The organism is Nocardia sp. 2TAF39 (assembly GCF_052114905.1).
Lineage (GTDB): Bacteria > Actinomycetota > Actinomycetes > Mycobacteriales > Mycobacteriaceae > Nocardia.
Map to the genome: position 1 here is coordinate 108,762 of NZ_JBFRFQ010000007.1, position 24,380 is coordinate 133,141.

23 protein-coding genes and 1 riboswitch are annotated in these 24,380 nt (G+C 67.3%); of the genes, 10 read left to right on the forward strand and 13 right to left on the reverse strand.

Annotation, left to right across the window (positions count from 1 at the left end):
* Positions 1-58 precede the first annotated feature (58 nt).
* On the forward strand, positions 59-532 hold the full coding sequence (locus tag AB4Z47_RS06750; RefSeq protein ID WP_441948743.1) for a DUF6194 family protein: 474 nt from the start codon (positions 59-61) through the stop codon (positions 530-532).
* Between the two features lie 4 nt (positions 533-536).
* Here AB4Z47_RS06750 and AB4Z47_RS06755 read toward each other — a convergent pair whose 3' ends face one another.
* The 3 genes from AB4Z47_RS06755 to AB4Z47_RS06765 all read right to left on the reverse strand — a co-directional run bounded on the left by AB4Z47_RS06755 (position 537) and on the right by AB4Z47_RS06765 (position 3,856).
* The gene (locus AB4Z47_RS06755; protein WP_441948745.1) at positions 537-1,595 is read right to left on the reverse strand and encodes a hypothetical protein; all 1,059 of its coding nucleotides are present in this window, start codon (positions 1,593-1,595) and stop codon (positions 537-539) included.
* 221 nt (positions 1,596-1,816) lie between these two features.
* The gene (locus AB4Z47_RS06760; RefSeq protein ID WP_441948747.1) at positions 1,817-3,175 is read right to left on the reverse strand and encodes a cytochrome P450; all 1,359 of its coding nucleotides are present in this window, start codon (positions 3,173-3,175) and stop codon (positions 1,817-1,819) included.
* A gap of 210 nt (positions 3,176-3,385) precedes the next feature.
* Positions 3,386-3,856, reverse strand: a complete 471-nt coding sequence (locus AB4Z47_RS06765; RefSeq protein WP_441948749.1) for a RidA family protein — start codon at positions 3,854-3,856, stop codon at positions 3,386-3,388.
* A gap of 281 nt (positions 3,857-4,137) precedes the next feature.
* Here AB4Z47_RS06765 and AB4Z47_RS06770 point away from each other — a divergent pair, with 281 nt between their 5' ends.
* On the forward strand, positions 4,138-4,383 hold the full coding sequence (locus AB4Z47_RS06770; protein ID WP_441948751.1) for a Smr/MutS family protein: 246 nt from the start codon (positions 4,138-4,140) through the stop codon (positions 4,381-4,383).
* Between the two features lie 74 nt (positions 4,384-4,457).
* Here the strand turns inward: AB4Z47_RS06770 and AB4Z47_RS06775 are convergent, their stop codons facing one another.
* The 3 genes from AB4Z47_RS06775 to thiO are packed head-to-tail and all read right to left on the reverse strand — an operon-like array spanning position 4,458 to position 6,515.
* Complete coding sequence (locus AB4Z47_RS06775; RefSeq protein WP_441948752.1) at positions 4,458-5,234, reverse strand: thiazole synthase; 777 nt, start codon at positions 5,232-5,234, stop codon at positions 4,458-4,460.
* Positions 5,227-5,445 (reverse strand): sulfur carrier protein ThiS, encoded by a 219-nt coding sequence (gene thiS, locus AB4Z47_RS06780; protein WP_441948754.1) that lies wholly within the window; start codon positions 5,443-5,445, stop codon positions 5,227-5,229. Before thiS ends, AB4Z47_RS06775 begins: the two co-directional genes overlap by 8 nt.
* A complete protein-coding gene (thiO, locus tag AB4Z47_RS06785; protein ID WP_441948755.1) occupies positions 5,442-6,515 on the reverse strand; it encodes a glycine oxidase ThiO in 1,074 nt (357 codons plus the stop codon). The genes thiS and thiO overlap by 4 nt, the downstream gene beginning before the upstream one ends.
* A gap of 56 nt (positions 6,516-6,571) precedes the next feature.
* On the opposite strand from thiO, the gene thiE reads away from it, so the two are divergent.
* A complete protein-coding gene (gene thiE / locus AB4Z47_RS06790) occupies positions 6,572-7,270 on the forward strand; it encodes a thiamine phosphate synthase (RefSeq protein WP_441948756.1) in 699 nt (232 codons plus the stop codon).
* Positions 7,271-7,297: 27 nt separating this feature from the next.
* Here thiE and AB4Z47_RS06795 read toward each other — a convergent pair whose 3' ends face one another.
* Positions 7,298-7,990 carry an NUDIX hydrolase gene (locus AB4Z47_RS06795; RefSeq protein WP_441948758.1) on the reverse strand — a complete coding sequence of 231 codons (693 nt, stop codon included), beginning with the start codon at positions 7,988-7,990 and terminating at the stop codon, positions 7,298-7,300.
* A 186-nt stretch (positions 7,991-8,176) separates the two neighbouring features.
* On the opposite strand from AB4Z47_RS06795, the gene AB4Z47_RS06800 reads away from it, so the two are divergent.
* From AB4Z47_RS06800 to AB4Z47_RS06810, 3 genes are read left to right on the forward strand one after another with little or no spacing between them, the layout of a single operon-like run.
* A complete protein-coding gene (locus AB4Z47_RS06800; protein ID WP_441948760.1) occupies positions 8,177-9,559 on the forward strand; it encodes a hypothetical protein in 1,383 nt (460 codons plus the stop codon).
* Positions 9,556-10,539, forward strand: a complete 984-nt coding sequence (locus AB4Z47_RS06805) for a transporter substrate-binding domain-containing protein (protein WP_441948762.1) — start codon at positions 9,556-9,558, stop codon at positions 10,537-10,539. The genes AB4Z47_RS06800 and AB4Z47_RS06805 overlap by 4 nt, the downstream gene beginning before the upstream one ends.
* A 6-nt stretch (positions 10,540-10,545) precedes the next feature.
* Positions 10,546-13,029, forward strand: a complete 2,484-nt coding sequence (locus AB4Z47_RS06810) for a tetratricopeptide repeat protein (protein ID WP_441948764.1) — start codon at positions 10,546-10,548, stop codon at positions 13,027-13,029.
* Positions 13,030-13,065: 36 nt separating this feature from the next.
* Here AB4Z47_RS06810 and AB4Z47_RS06815 read toward each other — a convergent pair whose 3' ends face one another.
* Both AB4Z47_RS06815 and pta read right to left on the reverse strand, forming a co-directional pair.
* Positions 13,066-14,277, reverse strand: coding sequence for an acetate kinase (locus tag AB4Z47_RS06815; protein WP_441948765.1), 1,212 nt, complete (start codon positions 14,275-14,277; stop codon positions 13,066-13,068).
* Positions 14,278-14,456: 179 nt separating this feature from the next.
* The gene (gene pta / locus AB4Z47_RS06820) at positions 14,457-16,529 is read right to left on the reverse strand and encodes a phosphate acetyltransferase (protein WP_441948767.1); all 2,073 of its coding nucleotides are present in this window, start codon (positions 16,527-16,529) and stop codon (positions 14,457-14,459) included.
* Positions 16,530-16,712: 183 nt separating this feature from the next.
* Here pta and AB4Z47_RS06825 point away from each other — a divergent pair, with 183 nt between their 5' ends.
* Positions 16,713-17,219 carry a nitroreductase/quinone reductase family protein gene (locus AB4Z47_RS06825; RefSeq protein WP_441948769.1) on the forward strand — a complete coding sequence of 169 codons (507 nt, stop codon included), beginning with the start codon at positions 16,713-16,715 and terminating at the stop codon, positions 17,217-17,219.
* Between the two features lie 74 nt (positions 17,220-17,293).
* Here the strand turns inward: AB4Z47_RS06825 and fgd are convergent, their stop codons facing one another.
* Complete coding sequence (gene fgd / locus AB4Z47_RS06830; protein ID WP_441948771.1) at positions 17,294-18,304, reverse strand: glucose-6-phosphate dehydrogenase (coenzyme-F420); 1,011 nt, start codon at positions 18,302-18,304, stop codon at positions 17,294-17,296.
* A 342-nt stretch (positions 18,305-18,646) separates the two neighbouring features.
* Here fgd and AB4Z47_RS06835 point away from each other — a divergent pair, with 342 nt between their 5' ends.
* On the forward strand, positions 18,647-19,405 hold the full coding sequence (locus AB4Z47_RS06835; RefSeq protein ID WP_441948834.1) for an HAD-IIA family hydrolase: 759 nt from the start codon (positions 18,647-18,649) through the stop codon (positions 19,403-19,405).
* Between the two features lie 327 nt (positions 19,406-19,732).
* The gene (locus AB4Z47_RS06840; protein ID WP_441948772.1) at positions 19,733-20,185 is read left to right on the forward strand and encodes an RpiB/LacA/LacB family sugar-phosphate isomerase; all 453 of its coding nucleotides are present in this window, start codon (positions 19,733-19,735) and stop codon (positions 20,183-20,185) included.
* Between the two features lie 40 nt (positions 20,186-20,225).
* Here AB4Z47_RS06840 and AB4Z47_RS06845 read toward each other — a convergent pair whose 3' ends face one another.
* The 3 genes from AB4Z47_RS06845 to AB4Z47_RS06855 form a co-directional block, all read right to left on the reverse strand.
* Positions 20,226-21,440 (reverse strand): O-succinylhomoserine sulfhydrylase, encoded by a 1,215-nt coding sequence (locus tag AB4Z47_RS06845; protein ID WP_441948774.1) that lies wholly within the window; start codon positions 21,438-21,440, stop codon positions 20,226-20,228.
* Positions 21,437-21,853: a rhodanese-like domain-containing protein gene (locus tag AB4Z47_RS06850; RefSeq protein WP_441948776.1), complete on the reverse strand. Its 417-nt coding sequence runs from the start codon at positions 21,851-21,853 to the stop codon at positions 21,437-21,439. Before AB4Z47_RS06850 ends, AB4Z47_RS06845 begins: the two co-directional genes overlap by 4 nt.
* Positions 21,854-21,867: 14 nt before the next feature.
* A riboswitch (SAM riboswitch) is annotated at positions 21,868-21,984 on the reverse strand.
* Between the two features lie 63 nt (positions 21,985-22,047).
* Entirely contained in the window at positions 22,048-22,497 is a 450-nt protein-coding gene (locus AB4Z47_RS06855) for an Rv0361 family membrane protein (RefSeq protein WP_441948778.1), read from the reverse strand.
* 365 nt (positions 22,498-22,862) lie between these two features.
* Between AB4Z47_RS06855 and AB4Z47_RS06860 the strand changes: the two genes are divergently transcribed.
* Positions 22,863-24,326 carry an FAD-dependent oxidoreductase gene (locus AB4Z47_RS06860; RefSeq protein ID WP_441948779.1) on the forward strand — a complete coding sequence of 488 codons (1,464 nt, stop codon included), beginning with the start codon at positions 22,863-22,865 and terminating at the stop codon, positions 24,324-24,326.
* Positions 24,327-24,380 lie beyond the last annotated feature (54 nt).

Here is a 24,380-nt window from a genome sequence, read left to right on the forward strand (position 1 = left end):
ACCTCCCTGGCAATGCGACTCCAAGTCTCCACAAGCACCTTAATGAAACGCTGGAGGCATGACCATCGACGAGATCATCAGCCTGGTAGAAAACCTCGAGGGAGTCCTGACCCTCAGGCCGGGACCCGACGACGGCTCACCCGAGATCAGCTGGGGCGATACGTTCTTCTACTACGCACCGAATGGTGCCGTGCCGAAAGCGACTCAGCCCTTCGCGACGATCGTGACTAAGGATTATCCGGGCGACGAGAAGTCGCGCCTGGACCGCCCGGAGGCATTCAGGGTCAACTTCGCCGCCGGGAAGGAATCCTTCATCCAGTGGACCGGCCACACGCCACGCGAAACAGCCATCGACATGGACCCCAGCGTCACCGATTCCGTGATCGCACACCCGGTCTACGGTTCCGTCGGCTGGTTGGCAGTGGTGAATCCGGGCCAGCAGGCCGACAAGGCAACCCGCGAACTGCTGCACAAGGCCTATGACCTCGCACGCTCGCGCTACGAGCGACGTGCGGGGGCGATGAGCAGCTGACGCGTCAGTACGAGCCCAGTCCGGTCGTCTCGCTCCAGTTTGCGAGGTCGATGGCCTTGGTGAGCAGGGTGATGCGTTGCGATGAGATGTCCCATGGGGTTCCAGCTGGTTCGAGGGTCAGCAGAACGAAGATTTTCTCGTCGTGTTCGCCGACAGTCCCGGTTGTGTGCATGGCTCGCTTGCCGAGGTTGATTGCGGGTGCGCCGGCCGGGTCTCCCTCGGTGAAGGTCCAGTTCTCATCGATACCGTCTCGGCCCATAACGATGGGGCTCTCGGCGGCGGCATCGAGGGCCCCAGGCGGAATCGGGGGTTTCGGGTTCTCGGGTGCGCATTCGTTGTCGGGCTCGGGTGCGTCACCGAAGCCGGACCAGCCCTGTTTGACACTGGTGGGACTGGCGAGGGCGCGAGCTATGCCGAAGGATTGGTCGAATCCGTCCTGACCGCATTTCGTCGACTCGTGCAGATTGCTCATAATGAAGTCGCGGACGGCCGGGCTCGCAGTGTCGAGGATATAGCGATACGTCGTCACTACGTCGGCGGCGCTGATCGCCGTGTAGCCCCACATCCCGCGGTCTGCGGGTGGCACAGTGTCGGTCAGACCGAGTTTGACGACCATCCGTTCGACGATCTCGTCCCACCCGTTCTCGATCCACAGGTAGCTGGCGGCGTCGTCGTCACTGGAGCGCAGCATCGCCTGCAACCTGGCCGAATCGTCGGACGAAATAGCCTGTGGGTCATGCGATTCCAGGTAGTCGAGCGCGATGAGCAGTTTGACCACCGATGCGGCCCGGTACTGCTTGTGTGCGTCGAACTGCACGCTCGATGCGCCCGTCGTGCGATCGAAGATCACGAAACTCGCCTCCACCCCGGTCGGCATCGCATCCGTGATCGGGTCGGCGAGCGCAGGAGCCGCGCCGACAGCCGTCCAGGCCGTTGCACCGGCGAGTGCCATGGCGAGCCGGGGCGCTATACGTCGGCGGGTTTGTGCCGTCTCGGCGCGGAAAACCATATGCCCCTCTGGGTGTCGGAGGTGGATTGTGTGCACTGCGGAGATCCTGCTCATCAATGCAGTGCGATTAGAGCACACCGGACTCATTGCGCCGCAATTCATCTCCGCCATTTCGATGAATCGGTAGATGGCGCGCGGCGTGATCGGTCAGCCACTGACCCGAGTGCGCAGGTGGTCGGTGTGGAAATCAAGGTCGAACCCGGCGACAGCATTGAACCGCCCCGGCGAGTTCATCGAAGTCGCCAGGGCGGTTCAAAACGGTACTGCGCGTGGTGCTATCGCCGTTCGGTCAGTGTCGCGATGACCGGGAACTTGGTGTTGAGGGTTAGTGCGGAACTCGGGGTCGGGTCCGGGTTCTCGATGGTCAATTCGAACCGCCGCATAATGGTCGAGAGTGCGAGCTGCATCTCCATCATCGCGAACGCGTTGCCGATGCACAGGTGTCCGCCCGCGCCGAAGGGCAGGTACACGTTCCGGTCACGGGCGGCGACCGCGTCGGCGGTGAAGCGGTCCGGGTCGAAGGTGTCCGGCTGGTCCCAACACTCCGGGTTCCGGTGTGCGTGATAGTAACTGAACATCACCGTAGTGCCTGCCGGGATGCGGTAGCCGCCGATCTCGTCGTCCTCGTCGGCGCGGCGTTGTCCCATCCATGCCGGCGGTTTGAGCCGCAACACCTCCTCCATCACCTGCTTGCTGTAGGACAGCGCGGGCAGGTCGGTCATGGTGGCATGCCCGCCGGGCAATGCCGTGTCGACGTCATCGACCAGCCGCTGACGCACCTCCGGATGCAATTGCAGCATCAGAATGGCGGATGTCAGGGCCGAGGAGCTGGTCTCGTGACCAGCGAAGAGCATGGTGACAACCTCGTCGCGCAGCTCCTGGTCGGTGAAATTCTCGTTTGTATCGGCATCCGTGGAGTTCATGAGCATAGCCAGCAAGCCACCGCTGTCCGTATCGCGCAGCTTGTTGATCACCGTGTAGACGATGGCGTCCATCTCATCGATGGCCCGCCAGAAGCGGTGGTGGCTCGGCGTCGGAAACTTCAAGGGGACCAACGGCATACGCACGAACTTCCCGAGTTCGGCATTCAGCCGCTGCGTCGCGTCGGAGAAGCCGGTGACCTCCGGGCCTTGCGGATCCAATCCGAACAGCGCCCGCACCACGATCCGCAACGTGAGGTGGCTCATCTGCTCGCCGATATTGATCGTCCGTCCGGCGCGGGCATGTTCAGCCCATTCGTCGCACATGGAGTTGATCTCGGCCACCATGGTCTCACTGAGCGCACTGATCTTCTTGTGGTGAAAGGCTGGCTGGACGAGGCGCCGGTTGCGTCGCCAGCGGTTGTGGTCCGCGATGGATGCCAGCCCCCGCCCTATGAACGGTTCGATGATGTCGTACATCTGGGTCTCGCGGGTGAAGTTCGCCATGCGTTCCTGCAAGATGTACTTGATGTGGTGCGGATGGGTGATCCCGACCATGCTCCCGTTGATCAGCTGAAACTGAAACACGTTGCCGTGCTGAGTCATAGAGTCGGAGAGGAACGTAATCGGGTCGGTGACGAAGCGTTTGGTATTGCGGAGGCGGCCTGTGACGACCGGGGGCAGCCCGGTGACAGCGGCAGAAGTGGAGGACACAACATCAAGTAAAGCCGACAGCGCCGGAACTTTGCCCCAGTTTGGGAGATGTGACCGAAGACGGACTCCCGCAACGACTTACCCACCCCGAAGGCTCGTAAACACTCCGAACAGAGTGGATCCGGTCCACTTCCGTGATAGACGCAGATGAACTGCACACGGGCGCCCGAGGATCGATCGTATTGCCGCGCTCTGCTCCCGCCCGCCCGGCTACGGTGTACGCGCGATCGCCTCTATCTCCACCTTGAACCCCAGAAGGTTGGAGACGATGGTGGTGCGAGCGGGATACGGCTCGGTGAAGTACTGCCGATAGATCTCGTTGAACGCAGCGAAGTCCGCCGGGTCGACTATGTAGGCCGTGACCTTGACGACATCGGAAAATCCGCAGCCAGCCGCCTCCAGGCAGCTACGCAGGTTGCGCAGCGTCTGGTGGGTTTGCTCGGCGAAGTCCTCGGCGACGAGGTTGCCGTCACCATCGAACGGCGCCTGACCGGCCGTGAAAACCAGGTCTCCGCTCACGATCACGCTTGAATAGGGTGGTTTCGGTACAGCGAGACCAGCGGGTCGCAGAGCTTCGCGGTTCGGCATGGATCGGCTTCCTTTCGGCGAGGATTCTCGGTCTACCGTATGGGACCGGTCGGCGCCGGTGCCGCCGATTCCGGTGTCACGGCAAAATCGCATAATGGTTCGAGTCGCGACCCGAACTGGTCAGCGCGACAACAACATCCACACCGTTCAGGCTGCGGACCGCGAGTTCCGGGGGCTGCACGGCCACCAGGGGCTGAGTGAGGTCGCGGGATCGGTGACCGCGACTCGGCCTACGAGATGACCGGCTCCCTCGGCCGACTCGGGGTATTGAATCCAGGCCAGTGCTACCACCTGTGGAATGGGCGGTCCTTGGCAGTGGCCGAGGCTGCACCTACGCTGGCTTCACGCTTACACAACGTTGAAGGGGTCGACCTGTGCTCAGTTTGGATCTGCATCCAATCTTTCGCAGCAACCGCGACATCGATGTCGCCATGCGGCAGTTCCTCCTCAGGGCCGCCAAGTCCGGGACGCCCGTCGCCGAGATCATCCCCGGTAAGGGCTCGGGGCAGCTCCAAAGCCGCGTCCTGGCTTTCCTCGACCAGAAGCACATCAAGAAGCTGTACGTGCGCCGCGAGCCCGACCCGAACAACTCCGGCCGGGTGCTCGTGTACTTCACGTAGGTGTAGCCCCGCGAAGTACCAGACCGATCGATCCTGCTCTGCTGTCCGCTGATTGCCCAAGCGTTCCGTACCTGTCAGAGCGCCGGAGACGAGGCCTGAGCCCAGAACCGCTTGGGGATACGTCCCGCGTGCCGGGCCGAATACCCGGCACGGACGGCGTCCGCCATGGCGGCGGCCATCAGCTCGGGTCGACGCGCCCTGGTCACCGCGGTCGCCAGCAGCACGGCCGAGCAGCCGAGTTCCATGGCGAGGGTGGCGTCGCTCGCAGTGCCGATGCCCGCGTCCAGGATGACCGGGACCTTCGCTTCGGCGACGATCATCTCGATGTTGTGCGGGTTGCCGATGCCGAGGCCGGTGCCGATCGGCGAACCGAGCGGCATCACCGCCACACAGCCCGCGTCCTCCAGGCGGCGCGCCAGGATCGGGTCGTCGGTGGTGTAGGGCAGTACGACGAAACCGTCATCGACGAGTTGCTCGGCGGCGGTGACCAATTCGATCGGGTCGGGCAGCAGGGTGCGCTCGTCGGCGACCACCTCCAACTTCACCCAGTTGGTGTCCAGCGCCTCGCGGGCCAGCTGTGCGGTGAGCACCGCTTCGGCCGCAGTGCGACAGCCCGCCGTGTTCGGCAGCGGCGCGATACGCAGGCGCTTCAGCAGGTCGAGCACGCCGGTGCCGCCCGCGGCATCGATCCGCCGCATGGCGACAGTGGTCAGCTCGGTACCCGAGGCGATGAGTGCCTCCTCGAGCACGGCGAGATTCTCCGCGCCGCCGGTTCCCATGATCAGGCGAGAGCCGAACTCGCGGTCCGCGATCCGCAGCGGGGCGTCGGCCACACCGGATTCCTCAGCCACCCTGGACCGCCGTCAGCACCTCGATCTGCCAGCCGCGGCCGACCGGTTCGTCCCACCGCGACTTCGGGAACACGGCACCGTCCACCGCGAGCGCGACGCCCTGGGATGGCAAGTCCAGGCGCGCCAAAAGCTCGCGCACGGTGAGCGGTTCGGCGAACTCATGGTCGTCACCGTTCACCGTGACACCGATGGGGGCGGATGACAGCGTCATCGAATTCCTCCTACAGTCGTCGAAAAGCGTTGCGGGTCGGCGACTTCCGCCTCAGGCAAGGTTGCCCCGCCGAGCAGGCTCAGCACCGCGTCCGCAGTGAGCGGCATGGTCAGCATGCCGTTGCGACCATGCCCGGTAGCCGCGACGATCCGGTCGGTGAGCCTGCCGATCAGCGGCAGGTTGTCCGGGCTGCCGGGCCGGGAGCCCGCGCTCACCTCGGCAAGCTCGTATTCGCCGATGCCGGGGAACACCGCCTCCGCATCGGCGATCAGATCGCGCACGCCCGTGACGGTGACCGCGGTGTCGAAACCCGCCTCGTATTGCGTGGCGCCGACGACGATCCCGTCGGCGCGCGGAACCAGGTATACCGCCCTGCCGTGCACCCTGGCCCGGATCACCCGGCGCGGCGCGGGAGCGACGCCCGGGCGGTGGCGCAGGCGCAAGATCTCGCCCTTGACCGGACGCACCGGCAGCTCGGGCCACAACCGCGCCGAGGCGGCGCCCGCGGCGAGCACGATCTGGTCCTGCGGAAGGTGCGTCAGCGAGTCCACGGACTCGTCGCGAACCAGCACGCCCGCCACGTCGGCCGCCCGACGCAAGGCCGTCACCAGCCCGCGGTTGTCGACAGCGGGTTCGGTGGGCGCGAGCAGGGCGGCGCGCACCGTGCGCGCCAAGGACGGTTCCAGCGCCCGGACTCCCGCGCGATCCAGCATCCGCAGCTCGTGGCCGCGACCACCGACCCAGTCGGCCACAGTGCGCAGGTCGGCGGCATCGGCCGCGTCCAGCGCGACGGTCATGGTCTCGTCGGCGACGAAGACCGAGACCCCGGTCGCGGCGTCCAGCCGGGCAGCGAATTCGGGCCAGCGCGCCAGCGAGGCGGCACCGAACTCCAGCACCCGCTCCTCACCCGGCCAGCCCTCGGACAGCGGTGCGAGCATCCCCCCGGCGACCCAGGAGGCGCCGGTGCCAAGGGCGGGGTCCAACAGGGTGACCGACCAACCCGCCTCCGCGGCCCGCCAGGCCACGGCGAGCCCGATGGCGCCGCCACCGACGACGGCCAGAGTCCGCATTCGATCCACCTGCCTCCTATTCGCATCCCCACGGTAGCGCGGCTACGGTCGAAGGCGTGCAACCCTCCCACCCGAATCGACCCACATCTCCCCGGGAGCGTCTGGCAAACGCGCGGCTGTATCTCTGCACCGACGCCCGAAGGGAGCGGGGCGATCTGGCCAAGTTCGCCGAGGCGGCGCTCGCAGGCGGAGTCGACATCATCCAGCTCCGGGATAAGGGATCGCCCGGCGAGGCGAAGTTCGGTCCATTGGAAGCCAGGGCCGAGCTCGGTGCGCTCGCCGAATTGAAGGCGGCCGCGCGCAGGCACCGCGCGCTGGTGGCGGTCAATGATCGCGCCGACCTCGCGCTGGCCGCGAGCGCCGACGTATTGCATCTCGGGCAGGGCGATCTCCCGCCCTGGTACGCGCGCCGGATTCTCGGACCGGACGTGCTGATCGGGCGGTCCACCCACAACCGCGCCCAGGCGGGACTCGCCGCGATCGATGAGCACATCGATTACTTCTGCACCGGGCCGGTGTGGGCTACGCCGACCAAGCCGGGCAGGCAGGCGGCCGGACTCGAGCTGGTGCGTTCGACCGGTGACGCCCATCCGACTCGGCCCTGGTTCGCGATCGGCGGGATCGACGCGGAGAACCTCCCGCAACTACTGGAAGCGGGGGCGACACGGGTCGTCGTGGTCCGGGCGATCACCGAGGCGCGTGATCCGGAGGCTGCGGCGCGCGAACTGAAGGCGACACTGCTCGCGAACGCGTAAACACTGTGTATACGTAAACACTGGGTATCAGGAAAGCAATTGGCCGCGCGTGAGCGAGAGCACCGTGTCCAGCGCGGTGTTTCCGTCCGTTGTCGATTCGGCGGCCAGCTGCTGGTCGGCCGGCACGATCCTGGCGTAGCCGCCTGGCCCGTCCGGATCCGCATGCAGCCAGACGAAGCCCTGGTCGGCTAGATCGAGTGTGCGCGGAAGGGCGGCAGCCACCGCACCGTCGTCCTCGATCTCCGCGAGGCGCACCCAGGCCGGCGCGGCACGCAGGGTAGGCCAGGCAGCGGCGAACCCGGGATGCAGCGCACGGGCGTCCACCTCGCCCTCCGGGACCCAGGCCAGCTCGGTGCTCTCCCGATTACGGCTCGTCGGCAAGGTCATGACAGCGTCGGCGACCACCGTGGTGTAGGTCCAGCCGCTCAGGGCCGATGCGGTCACCCGCTCGCCGCGCACCCGGACGTCGGCGGGCTCGATGCCCGCCTCCTCCCATGCCTCGCGGACCGCGGCATGCACGGTGGACTCGTGGCTGTCGCGGGCTCCACCGGGCAACGCCCAGGTGCCGCCCTGATGACTCCACGGCGCGCGGTGCTGCAGCAGCACCGCCGAGCCCCCACCGGCGAGCGGAGCGCGCAACAGTAGACCGGCAGCGCCGAAGCGGCCCCAGTGCCGCAATCCGTCCGGGCCATGTGACCAACCGTCACCGTCACCACGCATCTCGTACCTATCCTCATCCCACTGCGGGGTGCCCCGCCCTCCGCATTGCTCACAATCGGGGGTGTTTCACACGCCGCGGCGCCAGTATGACCACAATAAACTCCGCACCAACACGCACGGGGCGATCGAACGTCCGATCGGCCCGTCGAGAAATCCGCGCACGCGGCCCAGACTGGGGAGGTGGACATGACTCGCACCGAGCAGACGACAGCCGAACTCCGGCCTTCGTCCGCTGCCGAGCCCGGCGATCGGGACAATCCGAGCGGGCTGCGGGTCGCGTTCATGCGCGAGCGCCTCGACCCAGCCAACCTGCGGTCCTTCGCCAGATCGTCGCCGGGCCGGCTGATCGCGGTCGGCCTTCTGCTCATCGCCCTGTGCCTGGCCGCGGGCTCAGTGACCGCGGCGACGGTCAGCGACCGCCAGCAGGGCCTGCACGTGCTGCTCTACGACACCGAACCGGACTCGTACTCCGCGCACCGGCTCTACACCTCGTTGTCCATCGCCGACGCCGCGGCCAGCACCGCTTTCATCGCGGGCGGACTGGAGCCGCAGGCCGTGCGCGATCGCTACACCCAGGCCATGGGCGAGGCGGCGGCGGAGCTGGTGACCCAATCGGACCGCAACGTCGGCCCGGACGCGGCGGCCGACCCGGATGCCCGGCTGCGTACCGGCATAATCACCGGTCTTCCGGTGTACTCGGGTCTGGTGGAGACGGCACGGACGAACAATCGCAGCGGATATCCGGTCGGTGCCGCGTATTTGAGCGAGGCGTCGAACCAGATGCAGACGACGCTGCTACCGATGGCCGAGGAACTGCAGAACCACCGCTCGGCAGCGGTGACCGACGCGCAGCGCAACCACGTGCGCCCGCCGTGGCCGGCCATCGTGCTGCTGATCCTCACCCTCGGCGCGCTGGTCTGGGTGCAGCGGGACCTTGCGCGGCGCTGGCGGCGGGTGGTCAATCCCGGACTCCTGCTCGCGTCCGTCGGGATGCTGATTCTGCTGGCGTGGACGGTGATCGCGGGTTCGGTGTCGGCGACGTCGATGATCCGTGCTCGTGACGATGGCGCGGTGCCATCCTCGCGGCTGACCGAGAGCCGGATTCTGGCGCAGCAGGCGCGCGCGGCGGAAACGCTGAAACTGGTACGCAGGGACGCCACCGGCGACTACGACCGTACCTACGACGTGGACATCGAGCGGCTGGCCGACCTGCTCGGCGGCTACCCCGGCTCCGCGCCCGCGGCCGCCGAGGTCCGTAATGCGGTTCCGGCGCTTGCTCGTTGGCGGGTGGCGCATCAGCACATGAACGAGGCGCTGGCCCGCGGCGACTTCAACAGCGCGGCCTCCGTCGCGACCGGTGCAGGCGCTGCGGACGCCACCGCGCAGGTGAGCGCTCTGGACCACTCGCTGGAGCAGGGCATCACCGAGACTCGGGACGCTTTGCGCGGCAAGATCTCCCAGGCGGCCCGCGTGCTGGACTTCCTCGGGGCGGGCGCGATGGTGCTGGGCATTCTGGCGGCAGGCTATGTCGGACTCGGCATTTGGCCCCGGCTTCGGGAGTACCGATGAGATCCGCGCGCGGCATCCTTATAGTTGCCCTCGTCGTGACGGCGCTGGCGAGCGGCTGCGCGAGCGACTCCAGCGCGCCGCTGCCGACCAAGACACCCGAGTACACCGCGCCCCCGCTGCCCGCCAAAGCGATTCCGGTGCTGACGGATTCGCCGGTGCCGCCGCCGCTGAAAACGCCGCAGTGCGGGGACCCGACCGCCAGTCTGCGTCCCACCGGAGCAGGTGGCGCCGCGCGTGGACCGGTGATCGATGCGATCCGGGCGCGCGGCAGGCTACTCGTCGGGTTGGACACCGGAAGCAATCTGTTCAGCTACCGCGACCCGGTCTCCGGCGCCGTCGTCGGTTTCGACGCCGACATCGCCAGGGAGGTCGCCCGCGACCTGCTCGGCAGCCCGGACCTGATCGAATTCCGCAGCCTCGGCTCGGCCGAACGCGAGACCGCGCTGCAGAACCACACCGTCGACCTGGTCGCCAAGACCATGACGATCAACTGTGAGCGGCGCGAGAAGGTCGCCTTCTCCACCGTCTACCTCCAGGCCAACCAGCGCGTGCTCGCGATGAAGAACTCCGGGATCAACGGTCTCGCCGACCTGGCGGGCCGACGGGTCTGCATAGTGCCCGGCACCACTTCGCTGGACCACGTCCGTCGCGAACAGCCCACCGCGACCATCCTCACCGTGCCCACCTGGGCCGACTGTCTCGTGGTTCTGCAGCAGCGCCAGGTCGACGCGGTGAGCACCGACGACGCCATCCTCGCCGGGCTTGCCTCCCAGGACCCGTACACCGAGTTGGTCGGCAACAGCATCAGCGTCGAGCCGTACGGCATCGGCATCCCCAAAGGCTCCGACGATCTCGTCCGCTTCGTCAACGGCACGCTGGACCGCATCCGCAGCGACGGCACCTGGAGCCGGATCTACCAGCAGTACCTCACCGTGCTCGGCCCCGTTCCCGCTCCTCCCCCACCCACCTACCAAGACTGACGAGCAATGAACACCCGGCCCGACCCCGATTCCGACGCGAACGAAACCGCCGCCGGAGGGCCGGGTTCTCCTGAACTGCCCGAAGCGGGGACAGCAGGCGGGTACACCGGATTAGTCGGCAGGTATCCGGGTGCGGACCCGAATGCGGGTTCGGTCGGTCCGCCGGCGCATGGCGAGTCGGAGGGTGACCAGGCAGCCGAAGCATCCGCCGCCGAGCGGGGCGGGCAGGCCACCGAGATGGCGCGCGACGAGCCGAGGACCCCGCCGCCGACCACGGGAACAGGCACCGTCGCGGCAGGCAATGTCGGTGCACGGCGGACGGATTCGGAGCCGGACTCGACGGCAACGGCGCGCACCTCGGGGCGTAATGTGCGGACCGCGCGGTCACATCCGACGGTGCGACGGCTCGGCGCGGGACTGGTGCCGATTCCGACGGTGACGCCCGCTGATCCGCGCGACGCCGTGCTCGCCGATCCCATGGTGTCCGAGGGCAAGCGATTCTGCTGGCGCTGCGGCAATCCGGTCGGCAGGGCGACGGCAACCCGGCCTGCCACAACGACGGGCGTCTGCCGAACATGCGGGGCACCCTATGATTTTCGGCCCTCGCTACACGCGGGCGATATGGTGTCCGGACAGTACGAGGTCCAGGGCTGCCTAGCCCACGGCGGAATCGGCTGGGTCTACCTCGCGATCGACCGCAACGTCAGCGACCGCTGGGTGGTGCTGAAGGGCCTGCTGCACGCCGGCGATGCCGAAGCCCAGGCGGTGGCGCTGGCCGAGCGCCAATTTCTGGCCGAGGTGGCACATCCCAGCATCGTCAAGATCTACAACTTCGTCGAGCACCCCGGCCCGGACGGCACGCCCATCGGCTACATCGTCATGGAGTACGTGGGCGGCCGCACGCTGCGCGACATCCTGGACACCTACCGGCGCCCGCAGCGCATGCCGGTCACCGAGGCGATCGCCTACCTGCTGGAGATCCTGCCCGCGCTGGAATACCTGCACTCGACGGGTCTGGTCTACAACGACCTCAAGCCGGACAACGTCATGGTCACCGAGGACCAGGTGAAGCTGATCGACCTCGGCGCCGTCACCACCATCGAGGCATACGGAAACCTCTACGGCACCAGGGGCTTCCAGGCGCGCGAGATCGCGCGGACCGGTCCCACTGTGGCCTCGGACATCTACACCGTCGGCCGCATACTCGCGGTGCTGACCCTGAACATGCCGATGGAGCAGGGACGCTACCTCGATGGATTACCGGATGTCGCCGACGAGCCGGTATTGGCGCGCTACGAGTTCTTCCATCGCCTGCTGCTCTGCGCCACCGACCGGGACCCGAACCGCCGTTTTCGCTCAGCCAAGGCGATGTCCGCCCAGATGTGGGGCGTGCTGCGCGAAATCCTGGCGTTGGAGGACGACACCGAGCACCCGCGGTTGTCGACTGTCTTCAGTCCGCCGCGCGGAAGCTTCGGCACCGAGGAACTGATCAGCCAGACCGACGCCTACGCGGACGGCCGTGCCCGCAGCACCGAGCTCGATGCCCGCGAGGTGGTCGCGGCGCTGCCTGTTTCGCTGCTCGACCCGGCCGAGCCGTCCACGTCCCTGCTCGCCGCTACGGTGCATCCCGAACCCGCACAGGCCCTCGATGCGCTGCGGGAGGCGCGTGCGCGTGCCGAAGCCGAGAATGCACTGGAGGCATCGGATCTGGAGTTCACCTTGGCCGAGGCGCGGGTACGGATCGACCTGCGCGAATCGTCCGCCGTGCTGCGCATGCTCGCTCCCCTGCCCGACAGCGACTGGCGGGTCAGCTGGTATCGCGGTCTTGCCGAATTGCTCGACCGGGAGTACGAGCGAGCTTTCGCGATTTTCGACGAGGTCCTGAGGGTTCTGCCTGGCGAGATCGCCCCGAAACTGGCACTCGCCGCCACCGCCGAACTCATCCTCCAGCACTGGGATTCGCCGGACCCCGAGCAATGGCGCTCCTACGCGCAGAAGTCCTACGAGACCGTCTGGCGCACCGACCGCTCCGTGGTGAGCGCCGCCTTCGGGCTGGCCAGGCAGCTGACCGCGGTGGACCGGGTAACCGATGCCGTGCAGACGCTGGACGAAGTGCCCGCCGCGTCACGGCATTACACCACGGCGCGGATGACCGCCGTTCTGATCATGCTCACCGCCACACCGGTGGCTGAGCTCGATGAGGCAACCCTGCACATCTCGGCGTCGCGGGTGCTCAGCCTGCCGGTATCCGAGGGCCGTGCGGTGCAGATGCGGGTACTCGTCCGTGGCGCGGCACTGGCCTGGCTGCAGGCGGGTAACACGCCGAAGCGCCCGGACGCGACGCTGTTCAATGTTCCCTTCACCGAACGCGAACTGCGGGCAGGAATCGAAACCGGTCTTCGGTCCCTTGCCCGCAGTGCGACGGACCGCAACCATCGCTATGCGCTGGTCGACCTGGCAAACTCGATCCGCGCGAAAACCTGGCTTTAGCATCGGGATCGGCGCGGCGCGAACCGAACACCTCATTCAGGTGGTGTCGGCGACCACGCGATGCGCGGCCCTGGCGATCGCCAACTCCTCGTTGGTGGGCACCACCAGCACCGCGACCGGCGCCCCTGGCGCGGAAATATGCCGGGCGCCACGATCTTTCGCCATATTCGCGGCCGGATCCACCTCGATGCCGAATCGGGAGAGGTCGGCGAGCGCATCAGCGCGCACCTGCGGGCTGTTCTCGCCGACACCTGCGGTGAAGGTAATCGCGTCGACGCCACCGAGCGCTACCAGATACGCGCCGAGGTAGCGCCGCAACCGGTGGATGTACACGTCATAGGCGAGCCGGGCGGTCCGGTCGCCGCCGTCGATGAGGCGCTGTAGCTCGCGGAAATCGTTCACGCCGGACAGGCCCTTGATACCGGAGTCCCGGTTGAGCAGGGCATCGACCTGATCGATGTCCAGGTGCGCGGAGCGAACCAGATGCGGCACTATCCCCGGATCGAGGTCGCCGGACCTGGTGCCCATTACCAGTCCCTCGAGCGGGGTGAGGCCCATGCTCGTATCAATCGGGCGCCCGCCACGGATCGCGGAGGCGGACGCGCCATTGCCCAGGTGGAAGACGATCTGGTTCAGTTCGGCGAGGTCATGCCCGAGCAGCGCGGCGGCCCGACCGGACACGTACTCATGCGACGTGCCATGGAATCCGTATTTCCGAATACCATGTGCCGCAGCAACTTTGGCGTCGATCGCATATGTCTTTGCGGCGTCGGGCAGGCTGTGGAAGTAGGCGGTGTCGAACACGGCGACCTGCGGCACGCCCGGCAACAGCTCGCGCGCACTCTCGATGCCGGCCACGTTGGCCGGGTTGTGCAGCGGCGCGAGCGCGGACAACTCGGAGATCGCGGCGACCACGGAGTCGTCGATCAACGTCGGCCGGTAGAACACCTCGCCGCCGTGCACCACCCGGTGGCCGACCGCGTGCACGCCCTCCCGCACCAGATCCCGTCCTGTCGCGGAGAACATATCGAAGACCAGGCGCAACCCTGCGGTGTGGTCATTGATCGGCCCGCGGCGCACGGTGGTCTCACCGTGGGCGTGATGCTCGATCCCCCCGCTGTCCTCGCCGATCCGCTCAACCGTCCCGGAAGCGGCCACCACGCTCGACGCCGGGTCCAAGAGCTGGTATTTGATCGAGGACGAGCCGGAATTGATCACCAGAACCAGTCCTTCGGCAGCCCCGCTCATCACACCTCCAGTATCTTGCGGGACACCCGCACCCGGTCGGCGTCGATGAGCGCTGCGCGATTGTGGCTCATCACACCTCCGGTGTTTCGCGGGACACTCGCACTGGGCGGGTGTCCCGCACTTGCTCGGCAACCACGATCACGTGCGCGATTGTTCCGGGGCATACAGTGCCGTCCACCTCAGTCGTCCTGTGCCTGGATGGCGGTGATCGCCACGGTGTTGACGATGTCTGCGACCAGCGCACCGCGAGACAGGTCGTTGACGGGTTTGCGCAGACCCTGCAGCACCGGACCGATCGCGATCGCACCGGCGCTGCGCTGCACCGCCTTGTAGGTGTTGTTGCCGGTATTGAGGTCGGGAAACACGAACACCGTCGCATGTCCGGCGACCTCGGAATGCGGCAGCTTGGTGTCGGCGACGGTCGGCTCGATCGCCGCGTCGTACTGGATAGGACCCTCCACCGGCAGTTCCGGCGCCCGCTCACGCACCAGCTCGGTACCGACGCGCACCTTGTCCACGTCTGCGCCGCTGCCCGACTCGCCGGTGGAGTAGGACAGCATCGCCACCCGCGGTTCGATGCCGAACCGGGCAGCGGTCGCCGCGGAGGAGATGGCGATGTCGGCCAGCTGCTCCGAGGTGGGATCCGGGACTACGGCGCAGTCGCCATAGGCAAGTACCCGGTCGGCCAGGCACATGAGGAACACACTGGAGACGGTGGAGACGCCGGGCACCGTCTTGATGATTTCGAGCGACGGCCGGATGGTGTGCGCGGTGGTGTGCGCGGCGCCGGAGACCATTCCGTCGGCGATCCCCTTGTAGACCATCATCGTGCCGAAATACGAGATGTCGGTCATGGTTTCGCGGGCCCGGCCCAGCGTTATGCCCTTGTGCTTGCGTAGCTGGGTGTACTCGGCCGCGAAATCGTCGAGGTGGTCGGAACCGCGCGGGTCGAGCACCTGCGCGGCGGAGATGTCCACGCCGAGTTCGGCGGCGCGGGCGCGCACGGCCGTCTCATCGCCGAGGATGACCAGGTCGGCGATCTTGCGCTGCAACACCCGGCCCGCCGCGCGCAGGATGCGGTCGTCCTCGCCCTCGGGCAGGACGATGCGCTTGGGGTCGGCCCGCGCGCGCTCGATGAGCTGGTATTCGAACATCTGCGGTGTGACTACCGACGTGAGCGGAACCTCGACGCGCCGCAACAACTCCGCAGCGTCGACGTGCTCCTCCATCAGGGCGAGCGCGGTGTCCACTTTGCTCGGGCTGCCCGCGGACATGCGGCCGCGAGTGCGGTAGGCGGCACCCGCGGTGTCGTAGGTGCCCAGCTCGGTAGTGAGGATCGGCAGCTTGGGTTTGAGGCCGGTCATCAGCCGCGCCACCGCAGGGTGCGGCAGCATACCGCCGTTCATGATGATGCCCGACAGCGAGGGAAAGCCTTCCGCCTCATGGGCGTTCACGACGCTGAGCAGCACGTCCGACCGGTCGCCCGGCGCGATCACCACGACGCCCTCGACCAGGCGCTCCAGGATGTGTTCGGCTGTCATGCCGCCGACCATGATCTTCAGCGCCTCGCGCTGCAGCAATTCGGGATCGCCGGTGTACATTTCGCCGTCGATGGCCGAGCACAGCTCGGCCATGGTCGGGGCGATCAGCAACGGGATCTCGGGCAGCGTCCAGGAGGGGACATCGAAGCCACGCAGCGCCGAACGCACCTCGTCCAGCTGCTTCGGTTCGCAGCGGTTGGCGATGATGGCGACCAGCTGCGCGTGCTCATGCGACAACTCGGTGGCACACAGTTCGGTCAGGTGCCTCACCTCGTCCGGCGTGCGGCCCGCGCCGCGCACAACCAGCAACACCGGTGCGCCCAGGTTGACCGCGATCCTTGCGTTGAAGCGCAGCTCGCTGGGGCTGGCCACGTCGGTGTAGTCGCTGCCGACCACCACCACCGCGTCACACACCTTCGCGACCTGATGGAAGCGCAGGACGATCTCGCTGATCGCCGCGTCCGGGTCGGCGTGCACTTGCTCATAGGTCGTGCCGATGGACTGTGCGTAGTCGATGTCCGCCGTGCTGTGCTCGAGCAGCAGCTCCAGGATGTAATCGGGCTCGGTGGTCGAGCGCGTGATCGGCCGAAAAACCCCGACCCGCGCGGTCGTCGCGCACAACATCTGGAGCACCCCGAGGGCCACCGTCGACTTTCCGGTGTCGCCCTCCGGCGAGGCGATGTACACGGCTGATGGAGCAATGTCGGCCATGTCCGGAAGCTTAGTGAACGAGCGGCGACCGGACCCGGCGCGAGAGCGTGAGCACCGGTCGCGCTCGCTCGGTGCGTCGACCCGGTGCCGGACACCATCATCGACCGACGGCCCGAAGGGGGCTGCTCGAGCGGTCCCGCCGACTCACCATCGCGGGTTCCTCCCGCCCGCTATAGTCCGGGCATGGCTGAGCAGTTTCCAGATCGGCAATGGGGTTCGCGCACGAATGTATTAGCCCGCGCGGCAAATAGATTGGCTGCGACGAAGCCGGGTTCCCGGCTGATCCGCGCTATCACTCCGCTGGACCGGGCGATCCTGGAACGCACCCACGCCAAGTACACCTTGCTCGGCCCGATCGGCGCACCGGTCATCCTGCTCACCACCATCGGCCGCAAATCCGGACAGCCGCGCACCCAGCCGCTGCTGTACGTGCACGACGGCGACACGCTCTACCTGATCGGCAGTAATTTCGGGCAGGCACACCACCCCGGGTGGACCGCCAACCTCCTGGCGAATCCCACGGCAACGGTCGCCATCGCAGGCGAACGAATCGACGTCACCGCCACCCCGGTCGAAGGTCCGGACAAGGACGCCATCTTCACCCGCTTCGTCGACATCGCCGGCGCCTACGCCGTCTACCGCTCCCGCACCACCCGCGACCTCCGCATCTTCGCCCTCCGCCGGGCGTAGCCGCCGGACGAGTGGCACCTGGATGTGGCCTCGCCCGAGAAGACCTCTCCAGGGTGTGCCACTCGTCGGGTGGGTCAGGCGAGTGCGCGCAGGCGGGGGGCGAGGTCGCGCTGGAACAGGTCGAGGAAGCGGCGCTGGTCGTGACCGGGTGCGTGGAAGACCAGGTGGTTGAGGCCGGCGTCGAGGTAGGGCTTGATTTGTTCGGCCGCCTGGTCGGGGTCGCTCGCGACGATCCAGCGCTTGGCGATCTGTTCGATGGGCAGCGCGTCGGCGGCGGCTTCCATCTCGATCGGGTCGGTGATGCTGTGCTTCTGCTCCGCGGACAGGGAGAGCGGGGCCCAGAAGCGGGTGTTCTCCAGGGCCAGTTCGGGATCGGTGTCGTAGGAGATCTTGATCTCGATCATCCGGTCGATGTCCTCGACGGTGCGGTCGACCTTCGCCGCGCCCTCGGCGACCGCGGGCATCAGCTTCTCGGTGTAGAGGTCCATGCCCTTGCCCGAGGTGCAGATGAAGCCGTCGCCCGCGCGTCCCGCGTACCGAGCGACCAGCGGGCCGCCCGCGGCGATATAGATCGGGATGCCGCCCTTGGGCACGTCGTAGATGGAGGCGCCGACGGTGCGGTAGTACTCGCCGTCGAAGTCGACGCGGTCGCCGGTCCACAGCGCGCGCATCAGGTCGACCGACTCGCGCAAACGGGCGAAGCGCTCCTTGAATTCGGGCCATTCCCCGGTGTATCCGGTGGCGATCTCGTTGAGCGCCTCACCGGTGCCGACCCCGAGCATGATCCGATCCGGGTACAGGCAGCCCATGGTGGCGAAGGCCTGCGCGATCACCGCCGGGTTGTAGCGGAAGGTGGGGGTGAGCACCGAGGTGCCGAGCTGGATGCGCTGGGTGCGCTCGCCGACCGCGGCCATCCAGGCCAACGAGAACGGCGCGTGCCCGCCCTTGTGCCGCCACGGCTGGAAGTGGTCGCTCACTGTGGCGCTGTCCAGGCCATGTTCCTCGGCCAGCACCGCGATCTCGACGAGTTCACGGGGGCCGAACTGCTCCGCCGATGCCTTGTAACCGAGCTTGAGTCCGCTCATCTGCCACGCTCCTCGCGTTTCGTTTCGCCGCCGTCGCGATCCGACTTCGACACTAGCCAACTCCTTTGTGGCGGGTACCGATGGCCTGGCGCGGATGATCGAGATCGCCGCGGCCGTCCTACTCGCCTCGACGGCCCTGAGCCGAAGCGCGCAGTGTCCGACCGGCTCAATGGCACGCTGGGCACGTGGGCTGGCACCGAGTCCGGCGCACGCGCCGGATTCGAGGCAGGGGCGCGGCGGTCGGGCTTCCGACCGGTACTCGTTGTTCCGGCCGAGGTCGCGGCGGGGATAATCGGCTCTGTGAATGCAGATGACGAACCGATCCTGTCCTACCTGACCGATATGGACGGGGTGCTGGTGCACGAGGACCATCTGGTGCCCGGCGCCGACGAGTTCCTCGCCGAGCTGCGTGCCAACGAGACACCGTTTCTGGTGTTGACCAACAATTCGATCCGCACACCGAGGGACATGCAGGCGCGGCTACGCCACTCCGGCCTCGACATCCCGGAGGAGGCGATCTGGACCTCCGCGTTGGCCACCGCCACCTTTCTGAACGAACAGCGCCCCAACGGAACCGCCTACGTGGTGGGTGAATCCGGGCTGACCACCGCGCTACACGAGATCGGCTACGTGCTCACCGACAGCGCTCCGGACTACGTGGTCCTCGGCGAAACCCGGACCTACTCCTTCGAGGCGATCACCACGGCGATCCGGCTGGTCGAGCGCGGCGCCCGCTTCATCGCGACCAACCCGGACCCCACCGGCCCTTCCCGTGAGGGCTCGCTGCCCGCGACCGGTTCGGTGGCCGCGCTGATCACCCGCGCCACCGGTCGCGACCCGTACTACGTCGGCAAGCCGAACCCTCTGATGATGCGTTCCGCGCTTCGTCGCATCGGCGCCCACTCCCAGTCCACCGTGATGATCGGCGACCGCATGGACACCGACGTCATCTCCGGCCTGGAAGCGGGCATGCGCACCATCCTGGTCACCACAGGCATCTCCACCCGCGAGTCCTTCGAGGCGTACCCCTACCGGCCGACCATGGTGGTGGATTCCGTCGCCGACCTCGTCGGCCGAACCAAGTCCCCGTTCACCGCCTGATTCGGATCAGCCCGAGGGCGCGGAGCAGGCCCCAGTCCTCCGCGACGCGTCCAGCGCGGCGGAGAGTTTCGTGAGCACGTCGACGGTCAGCGCGAGCTGTTGCGGACCGAGCTCGGCCGCAAGGCGTTTCGATATCACCGCGTGTTGCGGGTTGATGCGGTGGACGGCGGCTAGACCTGCCTCGGTAACGGCGACGAGTTTCGCGCGGCGGTGCGCGGGGTTGGGGCGCTACGCAACCAGCCAGCACCCGCCGACAGCACAACCCGTGCACGCGGAGTTGCCCACGAAGGCCGACTACCTGGTGAGAAGGCCCACTACGCTGGAAACATGCGAATTTCGGTGGCGGCGGATGAGCGGGTAGGCGTGGCCGAGGAATTGGTCGGCGAGTTGGGCAGGCGCGGACACGAAACCGTGCCGCACGGCGCGCTGTCCGACGCGGAACGCGACGACTGGGCCTGGGCGAGCGAAGTGGCCGCACGCGACGTCGCGGCCGGCCGCACCGACCAGGCCATCGTCTGCTGCTGGACCGGCACCGGCGCCTCGATGGCGGCCAACAAGGTCGCGGGCATCCGCGCGGCACTCTGCACCGATGCCGCGACCGCGGCAGGCGCCCGCACCTGGAACGACGCGAACGTCCTGGCTCTGAGCCTGCGTTCGACCTCGAGCGCCGAACTCCGCGAAATCCTCGACGCCTGGTTCACCACCGAACCGAGCAGCACCCCTGAGGACCAGGCAAACATCGCTCATCTCACCAAGATCGAGCACACCGCCAACACCTGACCCCGTCAGGAGCCAGCTGGATACCCGAGGTGTGTGCTGGTCAGGCCAGGGCTTGGTCGAGATCGCCGAGGAGGTCTTCGACGTCTTCGAGCCCTACTGAGATGCGGACGACGCCGTCGGAGAGGCCGATGGTGGCTCGACCCTCGGGACCCATCGCGCGGTGGGTTGTCGTGGCGGGATGGGTGATCAGGGATTTGGCGTCGCCGAGGTTGTTGGAGATGTCCACGATCCGCAGCTGGTTCAGCACCTCGAACGCGCGCTTCTTCGCCTCGTGTTCGGGCGCCTTCAGCTCGAAGGTGACCACGGTGCCGCCCGCACTCATCTGACTGGTGGCCAGAGTGTGCTGCGGATGTGATTCCAGAAACGGGTACTTCACCCAGCTGACGGCCTTGTTGTCCGCCAGGAAGCGGGCGATCCGCAACGCCGACTCCGCCGAATGGCGCACCCGCAGCGGCATCGTCTCCAGCCCCTTGAGCAGCGTCCACGCATTGAACGGGCTCAGCGCCGGACCGGTATGACGCATCAGCGTTTTCACCGGACCGTCGATGTAGTCCTCGGCACCGAGAATGGCACCGCCGAGCACCCGGCCCTGCCCGTCGATGTGCTTGGTACCGGAGTAGACCACCACGTCGGCGCCGAGTTCGAACCCGCGTTGCAGCAGTGGTGTGGCGAAGACGTTGTCCAGCACCACTTTCGCGCCCGCCGCATGCGCCAGCTCGGTCACCCGGCGTACATCGACCAGCGTCTGCATCGGGTTGGCGGGCGTCTCGAAGAACACTGCCTGGGTGGGCACCGACAGCGCCTGTTCCCACTGGTCCAGATCTTCGCCGTCGACGAAGACGGTCTCCACGCCCCACCGCGGCAGGATCTCGTTGCACACCACGAAGCAGGAGCCGAACAGGCTGCGTGCGGCGACGAGTCGATCGCCGGCGCCGAGCAGCGCACCGAGGGCGGTGAATACCGCGGACATCCCGCTCGCGGTCGCGAAGCACGCTTCGGCGCCGTCGATCAGCCGCATCCGCTCCTCGAACATGGCGACCGTCGGATTGCCGTAACGGGAGTAGACGAAGTGCTCGACGTCGCCGGTGAAGGCGGCCTCCGCGGCCTCCGCGCTCTCGTAGACGAAGCCGGAGCTCAGGTAGAGCGCCTCGGCGGTTTCCTCGAAACCCGAGCGCCGCAGTCCACCCCGCACACCGAGCGTCGCGGGACCGACGCCCTCGGGCAGCGGCCGGTCGAACGCACCGCCGGTGATCACGACTGCCGCCAGGGTAGTCCGAGGGCACGCCAGCCGGAGCCGCCGCGATGCCCGAATTCGTCGAGGGGACCTTCGAAGCCTTCGAGCACGTTATAGGAGGTGCGGTAGCCCGCGGTGGTCGCGGTGACAGCCGCGCCGATCGAACGCTGGCCGGAGCGACACAAGAACACGACCGGAGCTTCCGGGGCGTGGTCCACCAGGGCCTGCTTCAGCTGCTCGACGAACGCTTCGTTGCGTGCGCCGGTGGAGTCGACCCACTCGATCAGCACGGTCGGCCGCCCGATCGAGCTCGTATCGGGGACACCGACAAATTTCCATTCGGCTTCAGTCCGCACGTCGACCAAGACGGCCTCGGGATGGTCGCGCAACACTTCCCACGCCTGCTGGGGGGTGATGTCACCGGCATAACTCATGTGCACCTCCTGCGAATCCGCACTTGCCGCGCTCAGGTTCGAGCCACGGCCAGGTCGTCACCCGGAGCACCCCACCGCGGAGGAGGGTTGCCGACCAGTAATGCCGGGGCTTGACACTGGTTCTCATGACCTTCGACTGAGATTGCACCGACGCGGGTCACCATGTCAAACGGTTGGTCACACAGCGGGAACGGTCAGTTGCAGACCAGCCACTTGCCGCCGGATCTGGTCAGATTCCAGGTCGCTGTCGTCTCGTTGCCGTCGACCTTGGTGGTCACGGTCGCCTTGCCCTTGTCACCGTCGGTCATCGGATTGTCGAGTTTCGTGATTTCGACGGACTTTCCGGGCCCCGCCTGTCCGGCCAGCGGCGCACGTGCGGCGTCGAAGCCCTGGCAGGCGGTGCCGGGCGGCGGCACCGTGCCGGTGCTGTTGGAGCCCTCGACGAAGTTGCGGACCGCCGCGACGATCCGGTCGGAATCTGTGACATTCTTCTCAGTCGGCGACAGCATCCCGCCGAGCACGATCGCGACCAGCACGATCACCGCGACCACGGCGGCCGCGACGAAAGGAACCGCGGAGCGCTTGTCGGTCTGATCGACCCGGATGATTTCGTCCTCGCCCGCGGTCGGCTGTCGCTCGGTCATGACTCGATGATCCCTGGTCGCTGCCGGTATCGAGCGCTCGGCCCCGATTCGGGACACGCCTATTGCTCGACGGAGACCGGACGGTCGCTATAGCGAGCGCGGGAACGGGTAACCGGCGATTGTGACGTCCGAAGGTTCACGCACCGGCGCGGGGCAGCATCGGCTACCCCGATAGAATCGCGAACTGCGGCCGGCTGTCATAGCGAATCGGCAGCTCGTCGCCGCAGTGAACCGGGCACCGTGCAGACCCGAGCAAGCATCGCCGGTGTCGACACCGACAGGGTGCAACCAAAGCAGGGCGTCAACTTAGCCTAAGCTAAGACCGACGTCGTTAATTGTTTCGACCATAAGGGTGCGCGTAAGAGATGACCGAACAGAGTGCAGGATCAACAAGCGGTGTACGCGGGGCCGCCGTGGTGACGCAAGCTGCCTCCTCCGGGCCTGACGCGCAGACCGCCGAGACTCGCCCGCTCCGCATCGCGATCGTGGGCGCCGGACCAGCCGGGATCTACGCCGCCGACGCGTTGATGAAATCCGACGCCGAGGTGAGCATCGACCTGTTCGAGCGCATGCCGGCGCCATTCGGGCTGATCCGCTACGGCGTCGCGCCGGACCATCCGCGGATCAAGGGAATCATCACCGCCCTGCACAAGGTGCTCGACAAGCCGCAGGTGCGGCTGCTCGGCAACATCGACTACGGCACCGACATCACCCTCGATGACCTGCGCACCTTCTACGACGCGGTGATCTTCTCCACCGGAGCCAATGCCGACCGCGCCCTGGACGTCCCCGGCATCGGCCTGGACGGTTCGTTCGGCGCGGCGGACTTCGTGTCCTGGTACGACGGGCACCCCGACGTACCGCGCACCTGGCCACTGGACGCGGAGAAGGTCGCGGTCCTCGGCGTCGGCAACGTCGCACTCGACGTGGCGCGCGTGCTGGCCAAGACCGGCGACGAACTGCTGCCCACCGAGATCCCGCCGAACGTCTACAAGGGGTTGAAGAACAACAAGGCCGTCGAGGTCCACGTCTTCGGCCGCCGCGGACCCGCCCAGGCCAAGTTCACCCCGCTCGAGCTGCGCGAGCTCGACCACTCGCCGACAATCGAGGTCATCGTCGACCCCGAAGACATCGACTACGACGAAGGCTCCGAAGCCGCGCGCCGCCACTCCAAGCAGGTCGACATGGTCGCCAACACCCTCGAGCAGTGGGCCATCCGCGATGTCGGCGACCGACCGCACAAGCTGTTCCTGCACTTCTTCGAGTCCCCGTCCGAGGTGCTCGGCGAAGACGGCAAGGTCGTGGGCCTGCGCACCGAGCGCACCCAGCTCGACGGCACCGGCAACGTCAAGGGCACCGGCGTATTCAAGGACTGGGACATCCAGGCGGTCTACCGTGCCGTCGGCTATCTGTCGCAGAACCTGACCAACCTGCCCTTCGACGACCAGGCCGGCACCGTGCCGAACGAGGCCGGTCGCGTGATCGCCGACGAGAACGCCGATGGCGCCGACCGCTACCTGCCTGCCACCTACGTCACCGGCTGGATCAAGCGCGGTCCCGTCGGTCTGATCGGCCACACCAAGGGCGACGCCAACGAGACCGTCGCCTGCCTGCTCGACGACAGCGCGAGCTTCATCCCGGCCGCCGAACCGGAGCTCGACGCCGTCACCGAATTCCTCGAGGGCAAGGGCATCCCGTTCACCACCTGGCAGGGCTGGTACCGCCTGGACGCCCACGAGCGCGCGCTCGGCGAGCCCGAGGGCCGGGAGCGGGTCAAAGTCGTCGAGCGCGAGGACATGCTCCGTGCCAGCGAGCCGCACAAGGTCTGATCACCCCGGCGGGACCAGCTCCGCTGCCGCGGCAACCGCCCTACTGCGGCAGCG

Coding starts and splice junctions, on each gene's coding strand:
- AB4Z47_RS06750 (WP_441948743.1), top strand. CDS start 59: ATGACCATCGACGAGATCATCAGCCTGGTAGAAAACCTCGAGGGAGTC.
- AB4Z47_RS06755 (WP_441948745.1), bottom strand. CDS start 1,595: ATGAGCAGGATCTCCGCAGTGCACACAATCCACCTCCGACACCCAGAG.
- AB4Z47_RS06765 (WP_441948749.1), bottom strand. CDS start 3,856: ATGCGATTTTGCCGTGACACCGGAATCGGCGGCACCGGCGCCGACCGG.
- thiS (WP_441948754.1), bottom strand. CDS start 5,445: ATGACGCTGTCATCCGCCCCCATCGGTGTCACGGTGAACGGTGACGAC.
- thiO (WP_441948755.1), bottom strand. CDS start 6,515: ATGCGGACTCTGGCCGTCGTCGGTGGCGGCGCCATCGGGCTCGCCGTG.
- AB4Z47_RS06795 (WP_441948758.1), bottom strand. CDS start 7,990: ATGCGTGGTGACGGTGACGGTTGGTCACATGGCCCGGACGGATTGCGG.
- AB4Z47_RS06800 (WP_441948760.1), top strand. CDS start 8,177: ATGACTCGCACCGAGCAGACGACAGCCGAACTCCGGCCTTCGTCCGCT.
- AB4Z47_RS06805 (WP_441948762.1), top strand. CDS start 9,556: ATGAGATCCGCGCGCGGCATCCTTATAGTTGCCCTCGTCGTGACGGCG.
- AB4Z47_RS06810 (WP_441948764.1), top strand. CDS start 10,546: ATGAACACCCGGCCCGACCCCGATTCCGACGCGAACGAAACCGCCGCC.
- AB4Z47_RS06815 (WP_441948765.1), bottom strand. CDS start 14,277: ATGAGCGGGGCTGCCGAAGGACTGGTTCTGGTGATCAATTCCGGCTCG.
- pta (WP_441948767.1), bottom strand. CDS start 16,529: ATGGCCGACATTGCTCCATCAGCCGTGTACATCGCCTCGCCGGAGGGC.
- AB4Z47_RS06825 (WP_441948769.1), top strand. CDS start 16,713: ATGGCTGAGCAGTTTCCAGATCGGCAATGGGGTTCGCGCACGAATGTA.
- fgd (WP_441948771.1), bottom strand. CDS start 18,304: ATGAGCGGACTCAAGCTCGGTTACAAGGCATCGGCGGAGCAGTTCGGC.
- AB4Z47_RS06835 (WP_441948834.1), top strand. CDS start 18,647: ATGGACGGGGTGCTGGTGCACGAGGACCATCTGGTGCCCGGCGCCGAC.
- AB4Z47_RS06840 (WP_441948772.1), top strand. CDS start 19,733: ATGCGAATTTCGGTGGCGGCGGATGAGCGGGTAGGCGTGGCCGAGGAA.
- AB4Z47_RS06850 (WP_441948776.1), bottom strand. CDS start 21,853: ATGAGTTATGCCGGTGACATCACCCCCCAGCAGGCGTGGGAAGTGTTG.
- AB4Z47_RS06855 (WP_441948778.1), bottom strand. CDS start 22,497: ATGACCGAGCGACAGCCGACCGCGGGCGAGGACGAAATCATCCGGGTC.
- AB4Z47_RS06860 (WP_441948779.1), top strand. CDS start 22,863: ATGACCGAACAGAGTGCAGGATCAACAAGCGGTGTACGCGGGGCCGCC.